The sequence below is a fragment of the Trueperaceae bacterium genome (assembly GCA_031581195.1).
Classification (GTDB): domain Bacteria; phylum Deinococcota; class Deinococci; order Deinococcales; family Trueperaceae; genus SLSQ01.
In genome coordinates, this window is record JAVLCF010000078.1 from 1 (window position 1) to 11,460 (window position 11,460).

The window sequence follows — 11,460 nt, forward strand, 5'->3', positions numbered from 1 at the left end:
GTGGCGCGACGACGCCCCCGGTCGGGAACCGGGGGCGGGACGACGGTCGCGCGGGACGGGGCGCGGTCCGAACCGACGGACCGTCGCGCCTCACGCGCCGTCGTCCCGGGAACGACGTAGGCCGACGTGCTGCACGAATTGCGCCCACACCAGGCGGCGTCGCGGTCGCATGCCGGCGACGATACCGAAGCCGGTTCGACCTGTCAACGCGCGTGTGCGACGGCGTTCGCCGCGCTTCGGCGGCGGGGGTCAGCGGCCGCCGCGACCGAGCTGCGGTCCGCGCGGCGCGGCGGTGCGCGGCGCCCCGTCGCGGTCGCTCGCCGTCCCGCCGGTCTCGACGAGGCGTTCGAACTCCGCGGCGTCCACCGACCGGGCGCGCGCCGTCTCGAAATCGACCTCGCCGCGCAGGTGCAGGTCCGCGAGGCAGGCGTCCATCGTGATCATGCCGAGGTCCCCGCCGGTCTGGATGGCGGACGCGATCTGGTGCCCCTTCGCCTCGCGCACCAGGTTGCGGACGGCGGGCGTCGCGATCAGCAGCTCGTACGCGAGCGCCCGCCCGCCCGCCGGGCGCGGCAGCAGCTGTTGCGTGAGGATCGCCTGCAGGTTGTTCGCCAGCTGGATGCGGACCTGACCCTGTTGCGCTTCGGGGAAGACGTCCACGATGCGGTCGACCGCTTCCGCGGCGGTGTTCGTGTGCAGCGTCCCGAGCACCAGGTGGCCCGTCTCCGCCGCGGTGACGGCCGCCCCGACCGTCTCGTGGTCGCGCATCTCGCCGACCAGGATGACGTCGGGCGCCTGCCGGAGGACGCTGCGGAGGGCGGCGTGGAAGTCGGCGGTGTCCTCCCCGACCTCGCGCTGGTTGACGACCGAGCGCTTGTGGGTGTGGAAGAACTCGATCGGGTCCTCGACGGTGACGACGTGCTTCGCCGATTCCTCGTTGATCAGGTCGATCATCGTCGCCAGCGTCGTCGATTTGCCCGATCCGGTCGGGCCGGTCACGAGCACCAACCCGCGGGGGAGGCGCGCGACGTCGGCGATCTCGGGGGGGAGCCCCAGCTCCGCGAAGGGGGTGACCTCGTCGTGGATGGTGCGCAGCACCCCGCCGACCGACCCGCGCTGCTGGAAGACGTTCACGCGGTAGCGCCCCTCGCCCGACAGGCTGAAGGAGAAGTCGAGGTCCTTGGTTTCCTCGAAGCGCTTCTGTTGCTTCTCCGTCATGATGCCGTACATCAGGCGGCGGGTGTCGACCGGCGAAAGCACGTCGTGCTCGGTGTCGGTCCACGCGCCGTCGATCTTCAGCATCGGCGACAGCCCGACCGTGATCAACAGGTCGGAGGCCCCTTCGTCCATCGCTTGGCGCAGCAGGTCGACCATGTCGACCGACGCGTGGGGGGTGGCAACGTCGCTCATGAACGCCTTTCCGTACCGGCCGGCGCCCCGCTCACTCCGCGGTGCGGGCCAGCACCTCCTCGAGGGTGGTGACGCCCCGGAGGGCCTTCGCGATCCCGTCCTCCCGGAGCGTGTGCATGCCGTGCTCGACCGCGAGATCGTGCAGTTCCTGCGCCGACGCCTCCCGCACGATGGCCGCCTCGACGTCGTCGTCCACGATCAACAACTCGTGAATGGCGGTGCGGCCGTCGTACCCGGTCCCGTCGCACGCTTCGCAGCCGACCCCGCGGCGGAGGGCGTGCCCCTCGACGGCGGCCTCGTCGAGCCCCAAGCGACGGACGACGTCCGGGTCGGGCGTGTAGGCGACGCTGCACTTCGTGCAGACCTTGCGCACGAGGCGTTGCGCCAGGACGCCGATCAACGACGCGGAGACGTTGAACGGTTCGATCCCCATCTCCTGCAGGCGGGTGATCGCGCCCGCCGCGTCGTTCGTGTGCAGCGTCGCGATCAACAGGTGGCCGGTGAGCGCCGCCTCCATGGAGATCTTCGCGGTCTCGTGGTCGCGGATCTCGCCGACCATGATGATGTCGGGGTCCTGCCGCAGGAACGACCGCAACGCCCGCGCGAAGTCGAGGCCGGCCTTGACGTTGACCTGCGTCTGGTTGATGCCGGGGATCTCGTACTCGACGGGATCCTCGACGGTGGAGACGTTCACGTCGGGCGTCGCGATGCGTTTGAGGATGCTGAAGCTCGTGAACGACTTGCCCGACCCGGTCGGGCCGGTGATCAGGAACATCCCGTAGGGTTTGCGGATGACGTCCTCGAAGCGGGCGAACACGTCGTCGGCGAAGCCGAGCTTCTCGATCTCGGGAATCGACGTCGCCTTCTTCAGCAGTCGCATGACCGCCTTCTCGCCGTACACCGTCGGGAGGGTCGAGAGGCGCAGGTCGGTCTCTGTACTGCGGTCCCGGAAGCGAACCCGTCCGTCCTGCGGGAGGCGGCGTTCGGCGATGTTGAGGCCCCCCATGATCTTGATGCGCGCGATCAGGGCGCCCGCCGTCGCCTTGGGCATCGTCATGTACTCGCGGAGCGTGCCGTCCTTGCGGACGCGGACCTTCACCGATTCGGGCCTCGGTTCGACGTGGATGTCGGAGAAGTCGTTCAGGATCGCTTCGCGAATGAGGTTGTTGACGACCTTGACGAGGGCGTTCTCGTCGATGGCGCTGTCCGGCGCTTCGCGTTCCTCCTGCGCGCTACCGACCTCCTCGAGCAGGGCCGAGGCGAGCTCGTCCATGTCGGCGTCGCTGCGATAGAAGCGGTTGAGGAGCCGCGCGAGGGTGTCCTCCGTCGCGACGGCCGGACGGATCTCCTTGCCGGTGACGAGGCGCAAATCGTCGAGCGCGAACACGTGCCGGGGGTCCTTCATCGCGACGACGAGCACGTCGTCGTCGAGGTGCAGCGGCATCGCCTGGTAGCGGCGCGCGGTCGCTTCGGGCACCAGACTCACGGCGTACGGGTCGACCTGCACGTCGTCGCCGACGAACGTGTAGCCGAGCTGCATCGCCAGGCTCTGGGCGAGCGCCTCGGGCTCCATCTTGCCGGACTCCACGAGGGTGTCCTCGAGGTCCCCGCCGCCGGCGCGTTGCTGGTTCAGGGCGGCGTCGACGTCGGCGCGGGCGACGAAGCCGAGGTCGACCAGGATCTCCCCGAGCGGCTTGACGCCGTCCAGATCCGCCTGCGTCTCGAGCGCCCGACGCAGTTGGTCGCGGCGGAGTTTCTTGGCGAGCAACAGCGTGTCCCCGAGCCGCCCCGTGTCGTCGGCGTACAGGTCGTCGATCCGCGTCCGCACGGCGCTGGCGGGCGCGACCACGAAGCGCGCTTCGCCGGGCAGGATCGCCGCGACGTCGGCGCGGTGGTGGGGGTCGCTCAACGCCACGGTGACGACGCCGTCCTCCTCGCGGACGGGGACGGCGTCGAACTGCACCGCGTCGAGCCGCAACAGCGTCCGCGTCAGGCGTTCGTCGTCGTCCGCGTCGCGCAGGTCGGCGGTGAACGGGAGGTCCGCCTGTTCCGCCAGCAACTGCGCGAGCTGCACCTCGTCGATCGCGCCGTCGTCCAACAGTTGCCGCCCGAGGCGGGCGCCGGTACGTTTCTGGGCCTGGATGGCGTCGTCGAGCTGCGCCTGGGTCGTGAAGCCGTGCTCGACGGCGCGCGCCCCGAGCCGCCCCCCGACGTCCCGCGCGACGTGCTCGGGCGGCTCGAGGCCGAGGTCGGGGTAGTGCGTCGCGAGCGCCCAATCCACCTCCTCCCCGAGCGCCTGGAAGCGCTCGACGACGCAGCCCGAGGCGTCCTCGACCGCTTCGACCGCGAGCATGTCGAGCGGGTCGCGGAACGCGACGCGGAGGTGGTGGTCGCGGCGCGCGAACGGGATCGCGCCGAGGCGGAACGCCACGTCGCTGGGGAGGGACGCGATCGCGTCCGCTTCGACGTCGATGCGCGGCAGCGCGACCCGGGGGACGCCTAGGGCGTGCTCGATGGCGTGCGCGATGCGTTCTTCGCTGACGACCCCGAGGTGCACGAGCGCGTCGGCGAGACGTTCGCCGCTCGCGTCGCTGCGCTCCATCGCCTCCTGCAGGGCGGCGTCGGTGACGTCGCCGCGCTCCAGCAAGACCGCTCCGAGGCGTTTATCCGCGACGCTGAGCGACGCCATCCGCAGGCCCCCCTTCGCGGTCGCCGGCGGACGCGGGGCGCCGATCGGGCCGCCGATCGAGCCGCCGCTCGAGGCGGCGCAGCAGGCGGGTGTGGGGAAGGCCCCCGTCGGACAGGGGCGTGAGCTGGACCGTGCGGAGGCCGGCGAGGTGCGCGCCGAGCACGTCGGTGAACCACTGGTCCCCCACCATCACCACCCGGTGGGGCGGCAACCCCAACCGCCGCGCCGCCCGCCGGAACGCACCCGGCCACGGTTTCCCCGCCAACGAGGTGGCGGGGATGCCGACGTGGGCGGCGACCCGGGCGACCCGGTCCGGCGCGCCGTTCGAGACGCCGGCCACGCGCACCCCCCGCGCGCGGGCGTCGTGCACCCACGCGGCGACCGCGGCGTCGGGCACGTCCACGCCGGCGGGGACGAGCGTCTCGTCGACGTCCAGCAGGACGCCCGCGACGTCGAGTCCGGCGAGCCGGTCGGCGTCGAGGTCGACGAGGCCCCCGAGGCGCAGGTCGGGTGCGCGCCGGGCGGAGGGCGTGGGGTCGGGCGTCGTCGTCACGAATCCACGATAGCAGCCGAACTTCCGAGCGCCTCGTGCAGGAGCGGAACGAACGCGTCGGGATCGTCGATCCACGGGTAGTGGCCGGCGTCGACCAGGCCGGTGGTCGCGTCCGGCCGCCGGACGAGGCCGGCCTCCGCCTGGTCGGGCACGGTCGTGCCGTCCTGCCGGCCGAACAGCGCGACGGGGGCGGTCGTCAGGTCCGCCAGGTCCGCCAGCACGTCGGCGTGCCAGACGTCCTCGGGGGCGTCGGCCCGCTGCGGCCCGAACTGCGCGACGGCGTCGACGTGCTCGAGGCGCATGCGGGTCGTGGGGAGGGGGAACTCGAGGTCGTCGAACAGTTGTTTGGGGGCGATCAGGTCGTACGCCCGCTCCGACAGCGCGTCGGGATCGAGCGCGTCGGGGGGCAGCTCCCCCTGCGCCGCCAGGGTCGCTTCGTCGGGCAGCGCCTCGTCGGGGGCGCCGGCCAGCGTCGCGGCGCGGCGTTGCAGCGTGCGGGCGAGGAGCGGCATCGAGAACCAGGGGTTGATCAGGACCACCCGCGCGACGCGTTCGGGGTGGAGGCGTGCGGCGCGCAACGCCGGGATCGCCCCGAACCCGTGCGCGAGGAGGGTGGCGGCGGGGAGGCGCAACGCGTCGAGGGTCGTGGCGACGTCGCCGGCGAGGTCGTCGACGCGGAACGGCCCGCCGGCGTAGCTGCGGCCGCCCCCCCGCTGGTCGGCGTACACGACGCGGAACCCCTCGAGTTCGTCGCCCATCAGGTCGCGGAAGCTGAAGGCGCTGTAGCCGGGCCCGCCGTGCAGGTAGTACAGGACCGGCGCCTCCTGCGGACCGACCTGCTCGACGTAGAGGTCCGCGTCCTTCGTTTGGATGGTGATGGGCGCGTCGATCCAGTCGCCGCTCACGCCGCCCCCTCGCCGGCGTCGAGGAACGTCCAGGCGCGCACGTCGCGCCGCCCCGCGTCGTGGTCGGCGCGGTGCGCCGCGAGGTGGGCGGCGGCGTCGCCCGGGGGGAGGGCGTCGGCGGCGAACGGGTCGCCGTCGACGACCAGGAGCCAGGTGTCGGGCGCGTCCCGACCGCGCAGCAGGCGGGCGGGCGTCCCGCGCTCGGCGAGGGCGTCGCGCACCGTCGCGAGGACGTCGCGCGCGCCGGGGTCGCGGCGTTCAAGGAAGGTCACGAGGGAGCCGGTCGTCATGCCGAGAGGGTAGCCGACCGACGGGAGGGTGCGTGGTACCCTAGACAAGCGCCGGTGGCTCGGCGCGCGAGGAGGCGGACGATGGACCGGCGCACGCCTGGCCCCGACACGACCCCCGACGCGACCGCCGACGCGCGGTCCGATGCGCCCCGCGAGCCCGGCGCCCCCCGCCGCCCCAAACGCCGCGTCCTCACCGACCTGCAGCCCCACGTCAAGGAGGGCCGCTACCGTCTCGGGCGTCACGCCGTGCGGCACGCGGCCAGCGAAGGCTTCACCGAACGCGACGTCGTCGCGACGATCCTGCACGGTCGCGAGCTGGTGCGCTACCTCGAGGACGAACGCCTGCTCGTGCTCGGGTGGATCCCCGCCAGCCGCGACGTGAAGGTGCCGCTCCACGTCGTGCTCGAGTTCGCCACCCCCCGTTTCGTGGACGTCGTGACCGCCTTCATCCCGCGCGACCCGCACCGCGCGCCGTCCCGCGCGCGCCTGGCGGAGGTCCTGCGGTACGACGCTCACGAACCCGAGGTGGAACGCACCGGACCGTCCGGCAGTCGGTAGACCGCCCGCGCGTTCGCATCCAACGCCGGCTCCAGCGTCGCCAGCGGCTCGCCGCGCACGTCGGCCAACACCTGCGCGGTGTGGCGCACCCACGCCGGGCGGTTGCGTTCGCCGCGGTGCGGGACGGGCGCCAGGAACGGCGCGTCGGTCTCGACCAACAGCCGCTCGCGCGGGATGCGCGCGGCGACCTCGCGCAGGCGGTGGGCGCTCTTGTACGTCAGGTTCCCGGCGAACGACACCCACCACCCGGCGGCCAGCCCCACCTCGAGGAGGGCGTCGCTCCCCCCGAAACAGTGCAGGATGCCCGGCACGTCCGGCGTCGCGCGAAGCGCCGCCGCGGCGGCGTCCGACGCGTCGTGGCCCCCCTGCCGGTCGCGGACGTGCAGCACCAGCGGTTTCCCGGTCGCGCGGGCCCAGGTGGCGTGCACGTCGAAGGCGCGCCGTTGCGCGTCCAGGGTCTCGTCGTCCCAGTGGTCGTCGAAGCCCGTCTCGCCGATCGCGACGACGCGGGGGTGCTCCAGGAGCGCCTCCAGGCCGCTGCGCTGCGCGGGGTCCTGCATCGCGGACGCCTCGTTCGGGTGCAGGCCGACGGCGGCGAAGACGCGCGGGTCGCGCTCGGCGCGGGCGACGGCGGCCTCGCTGCGCGCCGCGTCGGTCCCGACCGTCACGACGGCGTCCAGGTCGGGATCGAGGGGGGCGTCGGGAGCGTCGAGGCGGTCGAGATGGCAGTGCGTGTCGATCACCCCGACAGGGTAGCCGAGGCCCGCGCCGGAGGGCGGCGTCCCGGCGGTAGACTGTCGCCGTGCGATTCGGACCGACCCCGCCCGCCGCGGCCCGCGCGGCCCTCGCGACCGCCGCCGCCCTCACGCTGGCGGCGTGCGCACCCGCCGTCGCGCCGGAGCCGCCGGTGACGTCGGCGGCGGGCGCCGCCGTCACCGCCCCGGCGCGCACCCCGGCCGAGGGACCGACCCTCTTCGAGGGGGCGGGCGACCCCGTCGCCCGTCGCGCCCCGGACGCGCTCACGCCCTCCCCGACCGCGGTGCGCCCGAGCGAGGCCGACCCGAGCGACCCGGACCTGCGCGCCGCTCCGGCGGTGCCGCCCGCCTGGACGCAGACCGGCGTCGCCTCCTGGTACGGCCCGAACTTCGTCGGGCGGCCCACCGCGAACGGCGAGACGTTCGACCCCACCCTGTTGACCGCCGCCCACCGCACCCTGCCGTTCGGCGCGCGGGTGCGGGTCACGAACCTCACGACCGAGCGGAGCGTCGTCGTCCGCATCAACGACCGCGGCCCGTTCGTGCAGGGGCGCGTCATCGACCTCTCGCGCGCCGCGGCGGACGCGATCGGCATGACGTCCAGCGGCACCGCCCGCGTCCGACTCGCGCCGGCCGGCCCCCCGTCCGGGCCCGCCCCCATCCGCATCGACGCGCGCCTCTCCGGTTACGACGTGGTGGTCCCCGGCGCCCGCCCGGGGTCGTTGTGGGTCGTGCGTACCCGCGACGGCGGCGAGGTGCTCGTCCGCGCCGTCGAACTCCCCGAACGCCCCGACGCCGAGGCGACGGGGCGCGAGGTGTGGGTCGCGCCGTCGCTCGCCGCGCGCGTCGGCAGCGACGCGGTGCTCGCGTCGGCGCGCGGCGAGTAACGGCGTCCGCGTCAGCCGGCGACCGGGGTGCGGCGGCAGGCGCCGGCGATCTCCGCGGCGAGCGCCGCGAGGTCGCCGCCCTCGGCCAGGGTCCGCACCAGGGCGCTGCCGACCACCACGCCGTCGGCGGCGTCGGCCACCGGCCGGGCGGTCGCCGCACCGCTCACGCCGAACCCCACCGCGACCGGCAGGTCGGACGCCGCCTGGATGCGCCGCACGAGCGCCGGCACGTCGGCCGGCAGCGCGTCGCGCGCACCGGTGACGCCGGTGACCGACACCGCGTACACGAACCCGCGGCAGGCGGCGGTGACCGCCGCGATCCGCGCGTCGGTGGAGGTCGGCGCCAGCAGGAACGTCGTCGCCAGGTCCGCGGCGCGGGCCGCGTCGATCAACGTCTCCGCCTCCTCCGGCGGGAGGTCGGGCAGGATCAGCCCGTCCGCGCCGGCCGCCGCGACGTCGCGGACGAAGCCGGCTTCGCCGCCGCCGGCGTAACAGAAGATCGGGTTGTAGTACGTCATGACCAGCAGCGGCACGTCGGTCTCCGCGCGCACCGTACGGATCATGTCCAGGACGTCGGCGGTGCGGACGCCGGCAGCGAGCGCCGCCTCGCTCGAGCGTTGGATCGTGGGGCCGTCACCGAGCGGATCGGAGTACGGCAGCCCGATCTCGATCAGGTCGGCGTACGGACGCAACGCCCGCACCGCCTCCAGGAACCCGGCCCGGTCGGGATGGCCGGCGGTCAGGTAGGGCACGAAGGCGGCGCGGTCCTCCGCCTTCGCGGCGGCGAAGGCCGCCTCGATGCGGCCGCTCACGACGGCGCCCCCACGTCGCCGGCGACGTCCGCCCCGAGGTTCAGCACGCGCATCGCTTCGTTGACGTCCTTGTCGCCGCGGCCCGAGAGGTTCACGACGACGTCCGCACCGGGTGGCAGCTGCGGGGCGAGGTCGTCGAGGTACGCCAGCGCGTGGCTGGTCTCGAGCGCCGGGAGGATGCCCTCCTCCCGCGCGAACCGTTGGAAGGCGGTGAGCGCCGCTCCGTCGTCCACCCCGACGTACTCCGCGAGGCCGGCGTCGGCGTAGTACGAGTGCTCCGGCCCGACGCCGGGGTAGTCCAGCCCGGCCGACACCGAGTGCGCCGGCGCGATCTGGCCGTCGTCGTCCGACAGGAGGTACATCATCGCGCCGTGCAGCACCCCGCGCTTGCCGGCGCTGATGCTGGCGGCGTGCGCGCCGCTGTCGACGCCGTGCCCGGCCGCCTCGACGCCGATCAGGCGCGGGCGTTCGGCGTCGGGCAGGTACGCGAACGGGGCGAAGATGCCGATCGCGTTGCTGCCGCCCCCCACGCACGCCACGACGGCGTCGGGCACGTCGCGGCCGGTCCGCTCGCGCAGCTGCCGCATCGTTTCCTCCCCGACGACCGCTTGGAAGTCCCGCACGATCCGCGGGTAGGGGTGCGGCCCGACGACGGACCCGATGACGTAGAACGTGTCGCGGACGTTCGTCACCCAGTCGCGGATCGCTTCGTTCGTCGCGTCCTTCAGGGTCCGCGTCCCGCTCGTGACCGGCACGACCTCCGCGCCGAGGAGGCGCATGCGCACGACGTTCAGCGCCTGCCGGCGGACGTCCTCCTCGCCCATGTACACGACGCACGGCAGGCCGAACATCGCGGCGGCGGTCGCCGTCGCGACGCCGTGCTGGCCGGCGCCGGTTTCCGCGATGATGCGGGTCTTGCCCATGCGCTTGGCGAGCAGGACCTGCCCGATCGTGTTGTTGATCTTGTGCGCGCCGGTGTGGTTGAGGTCCTCGCGTTTGAGCCACACGCGGATCCCCAAGCGTTCGCTCGTGCGCGTCGCTTCGCTCAGGAGGCTCGGGCGGCCCACCGCGTCGCGCAACGCGTCGGCGAGCCGCGCGGCGAACGCCGGATCGCGGATCGCGTCGTGGTGGGCGGCCGCCAGTTCGTCGAGGGCGGGAATGAGGGTTTCGGGGACGTACCGGCCGCCGTACGCGCCGAAGCGGCCACGGGCGTCGGGATGGGGAAAATCGAAGGTCGGGGCGTGCGTCATGACGTCACCTCTCGCGGGGGGCTCGTCGCGGCGTGCGCGTCGAGGGAAGCTCGAGCGTCGGGCGAGCGGGGCCGTCGGGAGGGCGCGGACCTACGTCCGGTCGCGCGGGGGGACCGACGACCCGCGACGCCACCAGCGCTGGTGGCGGCGTTTGAACGCGCGGGGGGTGCGGACCCGAGGTCGTGCACGCATGCCCCGAGTCTACGCGCCGTCCGGCTTCGCGTCCAGCGGGTCGGCGACCGGGTCCGAGGCGGGATCCGAGCCTGCGTGGCTCGCCCCCTCGGGGGGCGCGGGGGGCGGCCCCGCCGGCGCCGGGCCCCCCTCCAACCACGCCAGCGCCGCCGGGGTCGTCACGACCGGGTGCGCCGGTAGGGCGTCCAACGCGAAGGTCGCTGCGACGTCCTCCACCGTAAGGGGGGTCGGGCGGGGGACGAGCCCGAGCGTCCAGGCGAGGAACCCCACCACCCGCTCCGGTGGGACGCCGCGCGAGCGCATCTCGTGCAGCGTGCCGCTCCCCCGCCGCTTCGCGAGGCGGTGGCCGTCGGCGTCCAGCAACAACGGGACGTGCAGGAACGCCGGTGGGCGCGTCCCGAGGTGCCGCTGCAGGTGCACCTGCAGCGCGGCGGAGGGGCGCAGGTCGTCGCCGCGCACGACCTCGCGGATCCCCATCGCGCCGTCGTCGACGGCGACCGCCAGGTGGTACGCCCATACGCCGTCCGCGCGGCGCAGGACGGCGTCCCCGACCGCCGCGTCGAGGCGGAGCGCGTCCGGTCCCCTCAGGACGTCCTCGAAGGGGACCGCCTCGGGGGGGACGGCGAGACGAACCGCCGGCCGCTTCCCGGCCGCCGCCTTCGCCGCCGCGACGCGGGCGTTCTCCGCCCGCTCCCGCGGACCGTACGCCGCGCGCCCCCCGGCGCCCCCGGCCTCCCCGGCGTGCGGGGCGGACGCCAACGTGCGCAGGTCCTTCCGGGAGAGGTAGCACGCGAACGTCGCCCCCGCGGCCTCCAGCGTCGCGAGCGCCGCGGCGTACGCCGCCGTCCGCTCCGACTGGCGGTAGGGCGCGTGCGGCCCGCCGACGTCCGGCCCCTCGTTCCAGGTGAGCCCCAACCAGCGGAGCTCGTCGAGGTTGCCCGTCACCGCCGCCGGCGCGGTGCGGGCGGCGTCGAGGTCCTCGATGCGCACGACGAAGTCGGCGTCGCGGGCGCGGGCCCACGCGACGAGGGCGGTGCGGGCGTTGCCGAGGTGTTGCCCGCCGGTGGGGGAGGGGGCGTACCGACCGCGCGGCACGTCAGCCTCCGCGCACGACGACGCGTCCTTCGGGACCCCCCTCGGGCGTGCCGGGGGCGTGCAG

The 11,460-nt window shown here is 74.4% G+C and carries 11 protein-coding genes; 2 read left to right on the forward strand and 9 right to left on the reverse strand.

Going from position 1 to position 11,460, the window contains the following annotated elements; translation table 11 throughout:
• Positions 1-249 precede the first annotated feature (249 nt).
• From RI554_08125 to RI554_08145, 5 genes are read right to left on the reverse strand one after another with little or no spacing between them, the layout of a single operon-like run.
• Positions 250-1,410, reverse strand: a complete 1,161-nt coding sequence (locus RI554_08125; protein ID MDR9391979.1) for a type IV pilus twitching motility protein PilT — start codon at positions 1,408-1,410, stop codon at positions 250-252.
• A 31-nt stretch (positions 1,411-1,441) separates the two neighbouring features.
• The gene (locus RI554_08130) at positions 1,442-4,099 is read right to left on the reverse strand and encodes an ATPase, T2SS/T4P/T4SS family (protein ID MDR9391980.1); all 2,658 of its coding nucleotides are present in this window, start codon (positions 4,097-4,099) and stop codon (positions 1,442-1,444) included.
• Entirely contained in the window at positions 4,074-4,652 is a 579-nt protein-coding gene (locus RI554_08135) for a YqeG family HAD IIIA-type phosphatase (protein MDR9391981.1), read from the reverse strand. The genes RI554_08130 and RI554_08135 overlap by 26 nt, the downstream gene beginning before the upstream one ends.
• Positions 4,649-5,557 (reverse strand): alpha/beta hydrolase, encoded by a 909-nt coding sequence (locus RI554_08140; protein ID MDR9391982.1) that lies wholly within the window; start codon positions 5,555-5,557, stop codon positions 4,649-4,651. Before RI554_08140 ends, RI554_08135 begins: the two co-directional genes overlap by 4 nt.
• Positions 5,554-5,847: a hypothetical protein gene (locus RI554_08145; GenBank protein ID MDR9391983.1), complete on the reverse strand. Its 294-nt coding sequence runs from the start codon at positions 5,845-5,847 to the stop codon at positions 5,554-5,556. The genes RI554_08140 and RI554_08145 overlap by 4 nt, the downstream gene beginning before the upstream one ends.
• An 81-nt stretch (positions 5,848-5,928) precedes the next feature.
• On the opposite strand from RI554_08145, the gene RI554_08150 reads away from it, so the two are divergent.
• The gene (locus RI554_08150) at positions 5,929-6,405 is read left to right on the forward strand and encodes a DUF4258 domain-containing protein (protein MDR9391984.1); all 477 of its coding nucleotides are present in this window, start codon (positions 5,929-5,931) and stop codon (positions 6,403-6,405) included.
• Here RI554_08150 and RI554_08155 read toward each other — a convergent pair.
• Positions 6,360-7,148 carry a TatD family hydrolase gene (locus RI554_08155; protein ID MDR9391985.1) on the reverse strand — a complete coding sequence of 263 codons (789 nt, stop codon included), beginning with the start codon at positions 7,146-7,148 and terminating at the stop codon, positions 6,360-6,362. The two genes, RI554_08150 and RI554_08155, sit on opposite strands and share 46 nt — an antisense overlap.
• 59 nt (positions 7,149-7,207) lie before the next feature.
• On the opposite strand from RI554_08155, the gene RI554_08160 reads away from it, so the two are divergent.
• The gene (locus tag RI554_08160) at positions 7,208-8,047 is read left to right on the forward strand and encodes a septal ring lytic transglycosylase RlpA family protein (GenBank protein MDR9391986.1); all 840 of its coding nucleotides are present in this window, start codon (positions 7,208-7,210) and stop codon (positions 8,045-8,047) included.
• A gap of 11 nt (positions 8,048-8,058) precedes the next feature.
• Here the strand turns inward: RI554_08160 and trpA are convergent, their stop codons facing one another.
• From trpA to gluQRS, 3 genes are all read right to left on the reverse strand, one after another.
• Positions 8,059-8,859, reverse strand: a complete 801-nt coding sequence (gene trpA / locus RI554_08165; protein MDR9391987.1) for a tryptophan synthase subunit alpha — start codon at positions 8,857-8,859, stop codon at positions 8,059-8,061.
• Complete coding sequence (trpB, locus tag RI554_08170; protein ID MDR9391988.1) at positions 8,856-10,109, reverse strand: tryptophan synthase subunit beta; 1,254 nt, start codon at positions 10,107-10,109, stop codon at positions 8,856-8,858. Before trpB ends, trpA begins: the two co-directional genes overlap by 4 nt.
• A 201-nt stretch (positions 10,110-10,310) precedes the next feature.
• Positions 10,311-11,396, reverse strand: a complete 1,086-nt coding sequence (gene gluQRS / locus RI554_08175) for a tRNA glutamyl-Q(34) synthetase GluQRS (protein MDR9391989.1) — start codon at positions 11,394-11,396, stop codon at positions 10,311-10,313.
• Positions 11,397-11,460 lie beyond the last annotated feature (64 nt).

Excerpts from the sequence above, each read along its gene's own strand:
- RI554_08125 (MDR9391979.1), bottom strand. The coding sequence starts at position 1,410 with ATGAGCGACGTTGCCACCCCCCACGCGTCGGTCGACATGGTCGACCTG.
- RI554_08130 (MDR9391980.1), bottom strand. The coding sequence starts at position 4,099 with ATGGCGTCGCTCAGCGTCGCGGATAAACGCCTCGGAGCGGTCTTGCTG.
- RI554_08145 (MDR9391983.1), bottom strand. The coding sequence starts at position 5,847 with ATGACGACCGGCTCCCTCGTGACCTTCCTTGAACGCCGCGACCCCGGC.
- RI554_08150 (MDR9391984.1), top strand. The coding sequence starts at position 5,929 with ATGGACCGGCGCACGCCTGGCCCCGACACGACCCCCGACGCGACCGCC.
- trpB (MDR9391988.1), bottom strand. The coding sequence starts at position 10,109 with ATGACGCACGCCCCGACCTTCGATTTTCCCCATCCCGACGCCCGTGGC.